The sequence below is a fragment of the Pseudonocardia spirodelae genome (assembly GCF_037727765.1).
Taxonomy (GTDB): domain Bacteria; phylum Actinomycetota; class Actinomycetes; order Mycobacteriales; family Pseudonocardiaceae; genus Pseudonocardia; species Pseudonocardia spirodelae.
Genome location: NZ_JBBJUP010000010.1, coordinates 49,031 through 62,717 on the forward strand (window position 1 = coordinate 49,031; position 13,687 = coordinate 62,717).

Annotated in this window: 14 protein-coding genes; 7 read left to right on the top strand and 7 right to left on the bottom strand. The window is 77.3% G+C overall.

All coding sequences use genetic code 11. From position 1 onward, the window contains the following. Nucleotides 1-29: 29 nt before the first annotated feature. Complete coding sequence (locus WJX68_RS13775; protein ID WP_340290706.1) at nucleotides 30-251, bottom strand: hypothetical protein; 222 nt, start codon at nucleotides 249-251, stop codon at nucleotides 30-32. Nucleotides 252-423: 172 nt separating this feature from the next. Between WJX68_RS13775 and WJX68_RS13780 the strand changes: the two genes are divergently transcribed. Continuing rightward, nucleotides 424-1,344 (top strand): MEDS domain-containing protein, encoded by a 921-nt coding sequence (locus tag WJX68_RS13780; RefSeq protein ID WP_340290709.1) that lies wholly within the window; start codon nucleotides 424-426, stop codon nucleotides 1,342-1,344. Further along, complete coding sequence (locus WJX68_RS13785; protein ID WP_340290711.1) at nucleotides 1,341-2,282, top strand: ATP-binding protein; 942 nt, start codon at nucleotides 1,341-1,343, stop codon at nucleotides 2,280-2,282. Before WJX68_RS13780 ends, WJX68_RS13785 begins: the two co-directional genes overlap by 4 nt. Before the next feature lie 26 nt (nucleotides 2,283-2,308). Here the strand turns inward: WJX68_RS13785 and WJX68_RS13790 are convergent, their stop codons facing one another. Together WJX68_RS13790 and WJX68_RS13795 are read right to left on the bottom strand one after the other, a co-directional pair. Beyond that, nucleotides 2,309-3,076 (bottom strand): PIG-L deacetylase family protein, encoded by a 768-nt coding sequence (locus tag WJX68_RS13790; RefSeq protein ID WP_340290712.1) that lies wholly within the window; start codon nucleotides 3,074-3,076, stop codon nucleotides 2,309-2,311. A 14-nt stretch (nucleotides 3,077-3,090) separates the two neighbouring features. Then, nucleotides 3,091-3,513 carry a hypothetical protein gene (locus tag WJX68_RS13795; RefSeq protein WP_340290713.1) on the bottom strand — a complete coding sequence of 141 codons (423 nt, stop codon included), beginning with the start codon at nucleotides 3,511-3,513 and terminating at the stop codon, nucleotides 3,091-3,093. Between the two features lie 49 nt (nucleotides 3,514-3,562). Here WJX68_RS13795 and WJX68_RS13800 point away from each other — a divergent pair, with 49 nt between their 5' ends. Then, complete coding sequence (locus WJX68_RS13800) at nucleotides 3,563-4,720, top strand: SGNH/GDSL hydrolase family protein (RefSeq protein ID WP_340290714.1); 1,158 nt, start codon at nucleotides 3,563-3,565, stop codon at nucleotides 4,718-4,720. A gap of 34 nt (nucleotides 4,721-4,754) precedes the next feature. On the opposite strand, the gene WJX68_RS13805 is transcribed toward WJX68_RS13800, so the two are convergent. Next, nucleotides 4,755-5,438, bottom strand: coding sequence for a DUF4190 domain-containing protein (locus tag WJX68_RS13805; RefSeq protein ID WP_340290716.1), 684 nt, complete (start codon nucleotides 5,436-5,438; stop codon nucleotides 4,755-4,757). Between the two features lie 123 nt (nucleotides 5,439-5,561). On the opposite strand from WJX68_RS13805, the gene WJX68_RS13810 reads away from it, so the two are divergent. The 3 genes from WJX68_RS13810 to WJX68_RS13820 all read left to right on the top strand — a co-directional run bounded on the left by WJX68_RS13810 (nucleotide 5,562) and on the right by WJX68_RS13820 (nucleotide 10,665). After that, a complete protein-coding gene (locus WJX68_RS13810) occupies nucleotides 5,562-6,251 on the top strand; it encodes a maleylpyruvate isomerase family mycothiol-dependent enzyme (protein WP_340290718.1) in 690 nt (229 codons plus the stop codon). Between the two features lie 90 nt (nucleotides 6,252-6,341). Continuing rightward, complete coding sequence (locus WJX68_RS13815; protein ID WP_340290720.1) at nucleotides 6,342-9,761, top strand: proline dehydrogenase family protein; 3,420 nt, start codon at nucleotides 6,342-6,344, stop codon at nucleotides 9,759-9,761. Between the two features lie 55 nt (nucleotides 9,762-9,816). Beyond that, on the top strand, nucleotides 9,817-10,665 hold the full coding sequence (locus tag WJX68_RS13820) for a CBS domain-containing protein (protein ID WP_340290722.1): 849 nt from the start codon (nucleotides 9,817-9,819) through the stop codon (nucleotides 10,663-10,665). Between the two features lie 3 nt (nucleotides 10,666-10,668). On the opposite strand, the gene WJX68_RS13825 is transcribed toward WJX68_RS13820, so the two are convergent. After that, entirely contained in the window at nucleotides 10,669-11,028 is a 360-nt protein-coding gene (locus WJX68_RS13825) for a hypothetical protein (protein WP_340290724.1), read from the bottom strand. Nucleotides 11,029-11,235: 207 nt separating this feature from the next. Between WJX68_RS13825 and WJX68_RS13830 the strand changes: the two genes are divergently transcribed. Beyond that, the gene (locus tag WJX68_RS13830; RefSeq protein WP_340290726.1) at nucleotides 11,236-12,015 is read left to right on the top strand and encodes an SDR family NAD(P)-dependent oxidoreductase; all 780 of its coding nucleotides are present in this window, start codon (nucleotides 11,236-11,238) and stop codon (nucleotides 12,013-12,015) included. Between the two features lie 31 nt (nucleotides 12,016-12,046). On the opposite strand, the gene WJX68_RS13835 is transcribed toward WJX68_RS13830, so the two are convergent. Next, entirely contained in the window at nucleotides 12,047-13,078 is a 1,032-nt protein-coding gene (locus tag WJX68_RS13835) for a hypothetical protein (RefSeq protein WP_340290728.1), read from the bottom strand. After that, on the bottom strand, nucleotides 13,075-13,605 hold the full coding sequence (locus WJX68_RS13840) for a hypothetical protein (protein WP_340290730.1): 531 nt from the start codon (nucleotides 13,603-13,605) through the stop codon (nucleotides 13,075-13,077). The genes WJX68_RS13835 and WJX68_RS13840 overlap by 4 nt, the downstream gene beginning before the upstream one ends. Between the last annotated feature and the right edge of the window lie 82 nt (nucleotides 13,606-13,687).

The window sequence follows — 13,687 nt, forward strand, 5'->3', positions numbered from 1 at the left end:
AGGGGTCGGGAGGCCCACGGTAGACGGGCTCAGCGCCGGGCGAGCGCCCGTCCGGCGCGGCGGGAGCGGGCGAGCCCGCGACGGACCAGCGGCCGCACCGCGACCGCGGCGGCCGCGAGGGCCACGGTGACCGCCGGCGACCCGAGCGACACCGAGACGACCGTGGCGGCGGCGAGCAGGAGCATCAGCAGCCCGGCCAGCACGACGGTGCGCGCCTCGGTCCGCTGCGGCTCCGGAGCGGCTCGGAACACGGTGACCACCTCCCGATCGGCGCGTGGATCACGCGCCCCGAACACCGAAGTTCGGTCCGGCTAACTCTACGCCTCGGCGCGCCTGTGCGGAAGCGCCGGGATGCCCGGGTGCCCGTGATCACCTATCGTGGTCCGGCGCCCCGTCGACGTGCGGCGCGGACGGGGGTGGCGCGTGACCGCACCGGTGGAGGAGGCCGTCCGGCACGTGCTGACCGTGCCGGTGAGCGACGAGCAGCTCGCCGAGGACGTCGCGGTGTTCCTGGCCGAGGGTCTCGTCGCCGGTGAGCGGGTCGCCTACTTCGACGACGACACCGCCGACCTCGTGCTCTCCCGCCTCGCCGACGACGGCGTCGACGTCACCGGGCCGCTGCGCAGCGGGCAGTTCCAGCTCGTCCCGCAGGAGTTCACCCGGGCCGCGCTGCACGCCCCGATCGACGAGCTCGCCGGGCTGATGGAGCAGAACGTCGGCGACGCGCTCGGCGCCGGCTGGTCCGGGCTGCGCTTCAGCGGCCAGATGGACCACGGCCTGCGCCGCCCCGGCGGGGTCGTGCTCGACGAGTACGACCGCCTGCTCGACGAGGCGGTCCGCGCGCACCCGCTGCGGGCGCTGTGCGTCTACGACCACCTGCGCTACCCCGACGACCTGATCGCCACGATGCGCGCCCTGCATCCGGCCGAGCCGCCCGCCGCCCCGCTGCACGACGACAGCCTGCTGCGCATCACCACGACCGGCCCGGCCCGCGTCCGGCTGGCCGGGGAGATCGACCACGCCAACCGGCCGCAGGTCCGCCGGGTGCTGGCACGGCTGATCGACAAGGTGGTGCGCGGCGAGGTCGGCGAGGGCACGCTGACCGCGGACCTGTCGGCGCTGCGCTTCGTCGACGTGGCCGGCGCCGTCAGCCTCGTGCACGCCGCGGACGAGCTCCCGGTCAGCGTCCTGCTGCGGCTGGAGAACCTGCGCCCGGGCGTCGCGCGGCTGCTGGAGCGCTGCGGCGCGGGCTTCGCCCCGCAGCTGGAGCTCGTGGTCCGTGAGCGGCACCCGCTGTGCACCGCGGACGCCCTCGGCCTCGCCGCCGGAGGGCAGGGGGCGTGAGCGGTCTCGTCCACGCGCTGTGCCGCGCCCGCGACGACGAGGACCTCGCCGGCCGGCTGTCGGCCGCCGTGCTCGACGCCCTGGCCGCAGGCGGCACGGTCGCGACCCTGCTCCGGCCGGTCACCGAGGTCGCGCTGCGCGGCCGGGTCGCCGGTGCGCTCGGCGCCGACGCCGTCGCGGGGCTGCTGCGGCTGCGCCGCGACAGCGGCCCGGACGGCCCGTCGGGCCAGACCGTCGCCGGGCTGCTCGCCCGTGACGTGCGGGAGCGGGTACGGCGCGGGGACGGGCCGGTGACCGTCGTCGTCGAGTACTCCGCCGACCTCGACGACCCCCGCGGCGCCTACTGGGGCGAGGTCGAGGCCGCCGTGGCGCTCGCACTGGCCGACCTGCCGGTGCACCTGCACTGCTTCTTCCCCGACCGCCTGCCCGCCCCGGTCGCCGAGGTCGTGCGACGGGCCCACCCCTGGGTGCGCGACGCCGACGGGTCGCTGTCTCCCGGCGAGCCCGCCGACCCGCGCCGGCTGCTCGACGACGTGCCCGCCGCCGTGCCCGCGGAGCTCGGTGCCCCGGCCGTCGCGTTCCGGTTCGACGCCGCCCGGCTGCGCGAGGTCCGCCGCGCGGTCGGCGAGGCCCTGCGCGGCCAGGGATTCCCCGGCTCCCGCGCCGAGGACGTCACCGTCGCGGTCAACGAGGTCGCCACGAACGCGGTGCACCACGGCAGCCGCACCGCCGAGCTGATGCTGTGGACCCCCGAGCACGACGTGGTGTGCGAGATCCACGACGGCGGCCGCCTCGCCGACCCGCTGCCCGGGCTCGCCACCCCCGACCCGGGCCGCGCGCACGGGCGCGGCATGTGGATCGCCCGCCAGCTGTGCGACCTGCTCCACGTGTGGCGCGACGACACCGGGACCCATGTGCGGATCCGCGCCGCCGCCTGAGCGCGGGTCCGGGGACGGGCCGCAGGTCAGGCCGTGTCGAGGGCGTGGAAGGACTCCACGAGCCTGCCGCTGGGGAACCCGGCCCGCTTCGCGAGCGACCCGGCCCACTTCCCGATCATGTCCTCGAGCTCGGTCATGTGCGCGGTCTGGCTCTCGTGGGCCCGCAGCGCCTTGATCTTCACGTCGATCGTGTCCGTCACGTCGACGTGGCGGGCGCCGTCCGGGTCGTCGGCGGGAGCGGGGCCGGTCACCCACACCTCGGCGACGCTGTGCGCCTCGTGGCCCGCCTCGGCGAGCTCGGGGAAGGCGAACGGGTTGCGCGCGTCGGGGTAGACCGCGCACAGCGCGGCCTCGCCGGTGGCGGTGTGGTCGGGGTGGCTGCCGTACATGCTGCGCAGGTCGCGCACCGGGGGCGGCACGACGACCCGGTCCGGCCGCACCTGCCGGATGACCCGGGCCAGGTCGCGGCGCAGCTCCAGGGTCACGGTCAGCCGCCCGTCGGGGTAGCCGAGGAAGACCAGGTCGGTCACCCCGGCGACGGCCGCGGCGGCGGTCTGCTCGCTGCGCCGGATGCCCGCGATCTCGCTGCGGGGCACCGCGGGGTCGAACCCGCCGGCGTCGCCGTCGGTGACCAGGCAGTAGGTCACCGCGACCCCGGCCGCGGTCCACACCGCGACGGTGCCGCTGCAAGAGAAGTCGATGTCGTCGGGGTGGGCGGCGATCACCAGCACGCGCCCCACCGCGGTGTGCGCGCGGTCGTCGGCCGCCGTCCGCTCGTCCTCGGTCGCAGTCACCCGGCCATCCTGGGTCATCCGTGCGCGGACAGCACGGCCAGGACCCCCACCGCGGACCCGGCCGTCCACACCAGCGCCCGCACGAGGTTCACCCGCAGCAGCCGGCGCAGGTCGCCGGGCCGCGCCGCCGGGTCCAGCCGCGCGTGCAGCGACACCGCGGGCAGGGTCACCGCCACCCCCGCCGCGGCGAGCACGGCCGCCGCCCAGGACAGCGGCTCGCCCGGCGCGAGGAGCAGCAGCGCCGCCGTCGCGAGACCCTGCGCGACCCACGGCGGCCCGACGACCAGCGTGACCGCGCGGGAGTGCGCCGCGTGGTACCGGGGCCACGCCGGTGCCGGGACCAGCGCGAACGCCGGGTACACCACCGCCTGCACGGTCCAGGCCACCCCGGCCAGCAGCAGGGTCGCGACGGCCTGGACCACGGCGGCGATCAGCACCCCGCGATTCTCACCGGACTCCGGCGCGTCCGCGTGCCAGGCTGCGGGGGTGATCACCACCCCGGTCCGGCCCGACCTGCTGCACGGCGCGCTCGACACCGTCCCCGGCCGCGCCGGGCTCCTCCCGCAGCGACTGCCCGGTGCCGCCCGCGCCCGCAACACCGACCCGCAGCTGGCCGGCGCGCAGAGCCAGCCCTCCGGCGTGCGCGTGGTGTTCCGCACCGCGGCGCGCACCGTGGAGCTGGCGACCCTGCGCACCCGGATCGGCCTGGTCGGTGCCCCGCTGCGGCCCGACGGCTCCTACGACCTGCACATCGACGGCCGCCCGGTCGCCCGCGCGGTCACCACCGGCGGGACGGTGCTGATGACCGACCCGGCGACGGGGGAGTCCACCACCACCGACGGCGGCCCCGGCACCGTCGCGTTCACCCTGCCCGGGCACGACGTGCTGGTCGAGATCTGGCTGCCGCACAACGAGATCACCGAGGTGATCGCGCTGCGCACCGACGCACCCGTCGTCGCCGTCGCGCCGGGCGGGCGACCGGTCTGGCTGTGCCACGGCAGCTCGATCAGCCAGGGCAGCAACGCCGCCGGGCCGAGCGCCACCTGGCCCGCGCTCGCCGCCCGCGCCGCCGGGGTCGACCTGGTCAACATGGGGTTCTCCGGCAGCGCCCTGCTCGACCCGTTCGTCGCCCGCGCGATCCGGGACGTCCCCGCCGACGCGATCGCCCTCGAGCTCGGCATCAACGTCGTGAACGCCGACCTGATGCGCCGCCGCGCGTTCGGGCCCGCCGTGCACGGGTTCCTCGACACCATCCGCGACGCCCGGCCCGACGTCCCGCTGCTGGTCGTGTCCCCGGTGCTCTGCCCGATCCACGAGCACACCCCGGGCCCCGGCGCGCCCGAGGTCGTCGACGGCGTGCTGCGCTTCCGGGCGACCGGGGACCCCGCGCAGGTGGCGGCCGGGACGCTCACGCTGTCGGTGGTGCGCGAGGAGCTCGCCGCCGTCGTCGCGGCCCGCTCCGACGACCCGGCGCTGGCCCTGCTCGACGGCCGCGAGCTCTACGGCGAGGCCGACCACGCCGAGCTGCCCCTGCCGGACCGGCTGCACCCGTGCCCGTCCGCCCACGAGCGCATGGGCGAGCGGTTCGCCCGCCTCGCCTTCGGCCCGGGCGGGCCGTTCGACGGCCTGGCGGTCGGCGGCTGAGGCGGCGGGGCCGGGCCGCCCGGAAGGAACCGGTTCAGCCGCCGACCTGGTCGATCCGATCGCGCATCCGCTCCTCGAGCTCCTGCTGGCACTGGGCGGCTGCGGCCTGGTCGGCGCCCGCCTGCTGCACGCAGCTCACGAACTGGCCTCCGCCGATCTCGTCGTACAGGTTGGCGAAGAGGACGCCGACGGCGACGGCCATGAGCACCCCGACCACACCGAGGAGGAGACCGGTGATCGCCATCCCGCGGTTGGTCGCCAGCCCCTTGGACGCGCGGCTGATCCCGATGATCCCCAGCGCGATCGCGAACAGGCCGAACAGGGCTCCTACGAAGACCAAGCCGGTCAGGAACGCCAGGATCCCCAGCACGAGGGCCGCGATCCCGATGCCGTTGCGCGGCTGCGCCGCCGCCCCGCCCCCCGACCAGCCCTGGCCCCCGCCCGCGGGGGGACGGTCCGGGTAGCCGGCCTGCCCGTAGGGCTGCTGGGCGCCGTAGGGCTGCTGTCCGTACTGCTGCTGACCCTGCTGTCCGTACTGCTGCTGCGGGGGGTACTGCTGCTCGCCGTACTGCGGCTGCTGCCCGTACGGCTGCCCGCCGTACTGCTGCCCCGGCTCCCCGGCGGGCTCCTGCCGGGTGGGCCGGTCCTGCCACCCCTGCTGCCGGTCGGGGTCGTGCGGGTCGCCGGGCTGTCCCGGGTAGGGCGGTGGGCTGCTCACGCTGGTCCTCTCCTCGCCGACCCCGGTGAGGGTCTCGGTCTCACGGTCGATGATCCCCACGTGCCCCGGCCCGGTCCAGGCAAAACACCCACGGGGCGGCACGGTCGCCCCGGTCGTGATGGGATGCGCCCCGTGAGCGGCATCGACGAGATCGAGGAGTGGACCCGGGCCCAGCGCCGGGTGATCGACCTGGTGCGGGACCTGCCGCCCGAGCGGTCGCAGCTGCGCGTCCCCTCGTGCCCGGACTGGACGGTGCGCGACCTGTTCTCGCACATGGTCGGCCTGGGGGCCGACGTCGTGCGCGGCGACGAGCCCGACGACCACAACGAGGAGTGGACCGAGCGCCAGGTCGAGGCCCGCCGCGACCACGACGTGGCCGCCCTGGTCGCGGAGTGGGAGTCGCTGACCGGCCCGCTGCGCGACTGGATGGCCGCGCACAACACCCGCCCGCTGGGCGACGTGATCATCCACGAGCAGGACCTGCGCGGGGCGCTCGGTGCGCCCGGCGGGCAGCACACCCCCGGGCTCTACGCGATCATGGACCGATTCCTCGGGCGCTTCGCCGCCGCCCTGGACGGTCTCCCGCCGATCGCGCTGCTCGGCGACGGGCGCCGCTGGGTCTCCGGCGACGCCGACGAGGCCGGTGCGGCCGTCGTCGTGCGGGCCCCGGACTTCGAGCTGGCCCGCGCGCTGGTCACCCGCCGGTCCGCGGCCCAGCTGCGGTCCTGGACCGAACGCGGTGACGTCGAGCCCTACCTGCCGGCGTTCGCACTGCTCGGGTCCCTGCCGGAGCGGGACCTGACCGAGTCCTGACCCGCCCGCGGGCGGGCCCGGCCGCGCCCGTCACCGAATTGTCAGCACCGTAGACGTGACACGGTCCTGACATCGGTCCAGACTGGCGGCGTGAGCGTGCACCCCACCCACCCCGTCCCCGCCCTCGACGACGCCCTGACCCGGCGCGCCGTCGAGCGCGTGCGCCGCTGGACCGAGCGCACCGGCACCACCCCCGGCCACGGCGGGCCCGCCGGCCGCGGCACCGACCCCACCGAGCGGCTGGCCGCGCTGATGCACGACCCCGCCGGGGTCGACTTCACGCTGCGCTTCGTCGACCGGGTCGCCCGCCCCGCCGACGACCGCGTCGCCGCCCGCGAGCTGGCCCGGCTGGCCGGGGCCGGGGCGGAGCTGCCCGGGTTCGTCTCCGGCGCCGACCGGCTGCTGCTGCGTGCCGGCGGCCGGCTGGCGACGGTGCTCCCGCACGTCGTCGTGCCGGCCGCCCGGTCGCGGCTGCGCAGCCTGGTCGGGCACCTGGTCGTCGACGCCTCCGGGCGGTCGCTGGACCGCCGCCTGGAGCGGGCCCGGCGCGAGGGGCACCGGCTCAACCTGAACCTGCTCGGCGAGGCCGTCCTCGGCGACGAGGAGGCCGACCGCCGCCTGGAGCGCACGATCGCGCTGCTGCGCCGCCCCGGCGTCGACCACGTGTCGGTCAAGGCGTCCTCGGTGGCCGCGCAGCTCGTGCCCTGGGACCTCGAGGGCAGCCGCGACCGGCTCGTCACCCGCCTGCTCGGGCTCTACCGGGCCGCGCGCGAGCACGGCGTGTTCGTGAACCTCGACATGGAGGAGTACAAGGACCTCCACCTCACCGTCGCGCTGTTCACCACGCTGCTGTCCCGGCCGGAGTTCCACGACCTGCCCGCCGGGATCGTGCTGCAGGCCTACCTGCCGGACTCCGTCGCGGCCCTCGACGAGCTCGGGGAGTTCGCCGCCCGGCGCGCGGCCGGCGGCGGCGCGCCCGTCAAGGTCCGCCTGGTCAAGGGCGCCAACCTCGCCATGGAACGGGTCGACGCCGAGCTGCACGACTGGCCGCGGGCGCCGTACGCGACCAAGGCCGAGGTCGACGCCAACTACGTCCGCCTGCTCGACCGCGGGATCGGCGGCCCGCACGCCGCCGGGATGCGCCTCGGCGTCGCCTCGCACCACCTGCACCACGTCGCGCTCGCCCTGGAGCTGGCCGCGTCGCGCGGGGCCCGCGCCCAGCTGGACCTGGAGATGCTGCAGGGCATGGCGCCCGCGTTCGCCGACGCCGTCGCCGCCGACCTGCCCGCCGCCGGGCCCGGCTCGCAGCTCGTGCTCTACACCCCCGTCGTGCACCGCGGCGACTTCGACACCGCGGTGTCCTACCTGGTCCGGCGGCTGGAGGAGAACGCCTCACCGGAGGGCTACCTCTACACGCTGTTCGCCCCGGACTCCGGTGGGCCGGACAGCTATCTCGACCGGTTCCTCGCCTCGGTGCGCGACCGCGACCTCGTCGCCGACGGCCCGCGCCGCACCCAGGACCGGCGCGCCGAGGCCCCCGTCCTCGCCGACGGCCCGCTGCCCGCCGGCGAGCTCCCCGCGGGGTTCGTCAACGAGCCCGACACCGACCCGTCGTTGCCCGCGAACCGCGAGTGGGCCCGCCGCGCCGCCACGGCGACCGCGCCGCGGCCCGCGCTCGCGGTCGTCACCGACCCGGCGGAGGTCGACGCCGCCGTGCGCCGGGCCCGCGGGTCGGGCTGGCGCGACGTGCCCGCCGCCGAGCGGGCCGCGCTGCTGCGCCGCGCCGCCCGCGCCCTGGCCGCCGCCCGCGGCACCCTGCTCGCGGTGATGCTCGACGAGGCGGGCAAGACCGTCGCCGAGGCCGACCCCGAGATCTCCGAGGCCGTCGACTTCGCCGCCTACTACGCCGAGCGGGCCGCCGAGCTCGACGGCGCGCCGTTCGTCGCCGACCGGGTCGTCGCGGTGACCCCGCCGTGGAACTTCCCGGTCGCCATCCCGCTCGGGGGGTGCCTCGCCGCGCTCGCCGCGGGCGCCCCGGTGCTGCTCAAGCCCGCCCCGCAGGTGCGGGCGTGCGCCGAGGCCGGGGTCGCGGCGCTGCACCGCGCCGGCATCCCGCGCGACGCCCTGCAGCTGCTGCCCACCGACGAGTCCGACGCCGGCCGGCGCCTCGTCACCCACCCCGAGGTGGACCGCGTGGTCCTGACCGGGTCGTCGGAGACGGCGGCGCTGTTCCGGTCCTGGCGGCCCGACCTGTCGCTGGTCGCGGAGACCAGCGGCAAGAACGCGCTCGTGATCACCCCCGCCGCGGACCCCGACCTCGCCGTCGCCGATCTGGTGCGTTCGGCGTTTGGGCACGCCGGTCAGAAGTGCTCCGCGGCGTCGCTGGCGATCCTCGTCGGCCCCGCCGCCACCGGCTCGGCGTTCGGCCGGCGGCTGCGCCGCAAGCTCGCCGACGCCGTCACCACCCTGCGCGTGGGCCCCGGCACCGACCTCGCGACGACGATGGGCCCGCTCATCGAGGCGCCCTCGGCGAAGCTGCACCGCGCGCTGACCACCCTGGAGCCGGGGGAGCGGTGGCTGGTGCGCCCGCGCCGGGTCTCGGAGACCGTCTGGACCCCCGGCGTGCGGGCCTGGGTGTCACCGGGCAGCTGGTTCCACCGCACCGAGTGCTTCGGGCCCGTGCTGGGGCTGATGGCCGCCCGCGACCTCGACGAGGCGATCGCCTGGCAGAACGACACCGGGTTCGGCCTCACCGGCGGCCTGCACTCCCTCGACGAGGACGAGATCACCCACTGGCTCGACCGCGTCGAGGTCGGCAACGCCTACGTCAACCGGCACATCACCGGCGCGATCGTGCAGCGCCAGTCCTTCGGCGGGTGGAACGGCTCGGTGCTCGGCCCCGGCGCCAAGCCCGGCGGCCCGAACTACGTCGCCCAGTTCGGGACCTGGACCGACCCCGCGACGGCCCCGGAGCCCGGACCGACCTCCGGCCCGGCGGCGGATCGGGTGCTGGCCGCGGCCGGCCCCGACCCGGCCTGTGCCGACCGGCTCGCCCGCGCCGCCGCGTCCGACGCGGCCGCCTGGCGCACCGAGTTCGCCCCCGAGCACGACCCGACCGGGCTGGCCGCGGAGTCGAACGTGTTCCGCTACCGGCCGCTGCCCACGCTGACCGTCTGGTGCGGGCGGGGGACCGCCCGCGCCGACGTGCTGCGGCTGCTGCTCGCCGCCGCCACGACCGGCACGGTGCTGCGGCTGCACGGCCCGGGCGTGCCCGCCGGCGCCCTGCCCGGCGGGGTGCACGGCGGCGACGGGCTCGCCCCGTCGACCGGCGAGCGGATCCGCGCACTCGGCGCGGTGCCCGACGCGCTGCGCGCGGACGTCGCCGCGGCCGGGGCGTCCCTGGTGGACGGACCGGTGCTGCTCGACGGCCGCCGCGAGCTGCTGAGCGTGCTGCGCGAGCAGGCGATCAGCCGGACCCGGCACCGCTTCGGGCACCTCGAGCGACGCTGACACCGGGGCCGTCCGGCGTTGGCGGGCGGAACGGTCACGCGGTTACGGTGCGTCCATGGTGGTGCGTGCGCGCGATGTCATGACCGAACGCGTCGTCACCGTCTGGGCGGACGCACCGCTCGCCCGGGCGCAGGAACGGATGGCCGAGTCCCGGTTCTCCGCCCTGCCGGTGGTCGACCGGCGGTTCTCTCTGGTCGGGGTGATCTCGCTGGTCGACGTGCTGCGCCACCGCGACGACCCGCACGCCGTCGTCGGCGACGCCATGACCGAGCAGGTCGTGTCGGTGCTGCCGACGACCAACGTGTCCATCGTCGCGCACCGGATGCGGGTCTACGGCGAGCTGCGCCTGGTCCCCGTCGTGGACCGCGGCGTGCTGGTCGGGGTCATCACCCGCAGCGACCTGCTGCGGCCCCGCCACTCCGGCGGGCGGCTGCGACGGACCGCCCGCCGGATCGGCGGTGTCGTCCCGGTGATGCCGCTGCCGGAGGCGATGGCCCCGCGCGGGGCCGGCCGGGTCGGCGGGCGCCCGGTCGCGTCGCTGCGCGTCTCCGACGTCATGACCGACGGCGGGCTCGTCGCGATCCCGCCGGAGCTGGCCCTCGACGAGACCGCCGAGGTCCTGCTCTCCTACCGGTTCACCGCCGTCCCCGTCGTCGACGACGACGATCACCTGCTCGGCATCGTCTCCGAGGCCGACCTCATGCACGGCTCGGTCGACGGCGGGCGGCGGCTGCGCGCCCGCACCGTGTCCGAGGTGATGACCCGCGACGTCCAGGTCGTCCAGCCCGGGGACCCGCTCACCGCCGCGGAGGACCTGCTGTCCCGGCGCGGTTTCCGGGTCGTGCCCGTGGTGGACGACGAGGACGTGCTCGTCGGGATGCTCAGCCGCAGCGACCTGCTCTGAGGCTCAGCCCGCCGGCGTCGCCAGGGGCGGCGTGACCGGCGGGACGACCGGCGCGGCGGGCACGGCAGGCGCGGCGGGCACGGCGGGCGTGGCGGGGGCGCGGACCTTCTCGCACGCCGCGGCCGCCTGCCCGACCTTCGCCGAGAAGCCGGTGGGGTCGGACAGGGCGTCGCCGGGCAGCGTCGCGAAGTTCAGGTACTGCTGCAGGCAGGCGTACTGCGCGGCCTGGTCGGCCGGGGACAGCGGCGGCTCGGCCGGGGGCAGCGGCTGCGCCGAGGCGCTGCCGGCGGTCACCGCGGCCAGGGCGACGGCGGCGGTCAGGGTGGCGGCCGCGGTGGCGGCGGCACGCAGGGCGGTCCTCACGATGTGCTCGCTTCCTGCGCCGGCGCACCGGCGCGGTCGGGTTCCTACCGCCGTCCGCGCGGCGCCCGGCCGGTCCGGCGCGCCCGCGGTGCGACGATCCTGCGGCCCGGACCGCCCCGGCGCCCGCGGTCCGACCCGGAGGTGTGACCCCCGGTCGGTGGCCGCCCCGCGGATGCGCACCGCGCGTCACCGGTCCAGCCTGGACCGGTGACGGACGGACGGCGGGTCGCGGTGGTGGTCGGGTCGGGCGCGGGCATCGGGCGGGAGATCGCGCTGCGGCTCGCCGCGCGCGGCGACGCCGTGGTCCTCACCGGACGGTCGGTGCCCGAGATGGAGCGGGTCGCCGCCCGGGTCACCGGCGACGGCGGCGCGGCCGCGGTCGTCCCGCTGGACCTGCGCGACCCGGCGTCGGTGGCCGCGGCCGCCCGCCGGGCCGGTGCGGAGTTCGGCCGGGTCGACACCCTGGTGTGCAACAGCGGTGTCGCCGGGCCGACGGCGCCGCTGCACGAGGTCGACCCCGCCGACTGGGCCGACACCCTCGCCGTCAACCTGACCGGGGTGTTCCTGTGCGCCCGCGAGTTCCTGCCCGCCATGTACGCCGCGGGCAGCGGGTCGGTCGTGGTGGTCGGGTCGATGACCGGCAAGCGCCCGCTGCCCGCGCGCACGCCCTACGCGGCGTCGAAGGCCGCGCTCATCGGTCTCGTGCGCACCCTCGCCGCGGAGGCCGGGCCGCACGGGGTGCGGGTCAACCTCGTCTCGCCCGGCGGGGTCGAGGGGCCGCGGCTGGACCGGGTCGTCGCCGCCCAGGCCGCGGCCCGCGGACTCGCCGAGTCCGCGGTCCGCGCGTCCTTCGCCGCGGAGTCGCCCCTGGGGCGGCTGGTGACCGCGGGCGACGTCGCCGCCACCGTCGCGTTCCTGTCCTCACCGGAGGCCGGCGGGCTGACCGGGCAGGACCTGAACGTCACGGCGGGGCAGGTCATGTACTGAGCACCCGGCCACCGCCTCACTGCGGGCCGCCTCACGGCAGCCCGAACGGCTCCAGCCGCCGGGCCAGTGCGGCGTGCTCGGCCGCGTACTCCTCGTCGGAGCCGTCGCCGGGCCCGTCCCCGAGCGCGGCGACGGGGTCACCGATCCCGAACACCGTCCGGTGCACGAGCAACGCCGTGGCCGCGTCGTACCAGGGGCCCGCGTCCGGTGGCGGCCCCGACCCGAGCACGGCCACGAACCACGGGGGCAGGCGGTGACCGGCGCCGACGGCGGTGTCCAGCCGCGCACGCCACGTGCGGGTCAGCTCGTCCCGGGCGCGCCGGCCCGCCGCGACCACCGGCGCGTCGAGCAGCTCGCGCTCGGCGTCGGCGTCCAGCACCGCGCGGGAGGCCTCCGCCGCCGACCGGACCGCGCCCTGCTGCCCACGGGTCACGACGAGACGGTCCCGGGCCTCGCGGAAGCGTGCGACCGCCCCCGCGTCCGCACGGCCGGGCGGGGCCTCGGCGACGGCGCGACTGGCCGCCACGACGGCGCGGACGATCTCGCCGTGCGCCCGCTCCCAGCGCTGCGGTGCCGCGACGGCGTCCTCGTGGCCGGCGCGCTGCACGTCGTCGAGGCGGTCGCGGGCGCACCGCCGCCCGCGTCGTACGGCGGCGGCGAGATCGTCGTCGTCGCCGGTGGGGGCGAGGTCCGCGAGCGGGACGCCCGCGGCGGCCCGTAGCGCGTCCTCGACCCGGTGGAGCTCGCGGTGGAGCCGTTCGATCCGACGTGCCTGCCCGGTCACGGTGCCGGTCAGCTCCGTGATCCGCGCGGTCGCGGCGCCGGCGTCCGCCCTGGCGCGGGAACGCACCTCCCGCAACGCCGTCGCGAGCTCCCCGACCTGCTCGGTCAGCTCGCGGATGGCGCGGTCGTGGGCGTCGACCCGCCGGGCCTGTGCTCCCTGCCCGTCGCGCAGCCGGTCGAGGTCCTTGCCGGTGGGCCGGCCGACGAGCTCGCCCTCGAGCCGCCCGACGGTGCGGTGCAGCGTCCGGACCGACCTCTCGTCGGCATCGCGGCGGATCACCGCGCGGCCCGGGTGGCGGTCCCGGCGACCAGCCCGGCTCCGGCCACCGCTGCGAGGAGCAGCAGCACCCACACCGGCATCGGTGTCCCCGCGGCCGCGGCCACCGCACCCGCGACGCCCGCGCCCGCGGCGGCCGGCGCGAGCGCGGCACGACGGCGGTGGCCGACCGGTCCGGAGCGGAGGTGGGTCAGCGCCACGACCGCGGCGAGCAGCAGCACCAGGGTCCCCGCGATCACCGTCGCCGTGGACGAGGCGACCGCACCGATCGCGGCGAGCGCGAGCACGGTGAGCGCGACGCCCGCCATGGTGGCCGCGGCCGCCAGCACGACGAGGGTGCTGCGACCGTGGGCCGCGTCCTCCCGTGCCCGTTCCGCGGCGTCGTCGTCGGCGAGGACCCGGTCGGTCAGCTCCAGCATCCGCGTGAGGTCCACCGGGTCCGGGGCCGCGCCGGCGGGCAGACGTGCGTGCAGCTCACGGAGACGGTCGCGGGCGTCGGTGGGAATCGGGGCGTCGGCGGCGGGAGGCATGCCCACATGGTCACCGAACGGAGGCGGCTGCGGACTCCACGTCCACAGAAGTGACGATCGGCCGCGGCCCGTCGTGCGATGC

Coding starts and splice junctions, on each gene's coding strand:
- WJX68_RS13810 (WP_340290718.1), top strand. CDS start 5,562: ATGCGCCCCGTGAGCGGCATCGACGAGATCGAGGAGTGGACCCGGGCC.
- WJX68_RS13820 (WP_340290722.1), top strand. CDS start 9,817: ATGGTGGTGCGTGCGCGCGATGTCATGACCGAACGCGTCGTCACCGTC.
- WJX68_RS13840 (WP_340290730.1), bottom strand. CDS start 13,605: ATGCCTCCCGCCGCCGACGCCCCGATTCCCACCGACGCCCGCGACCGT.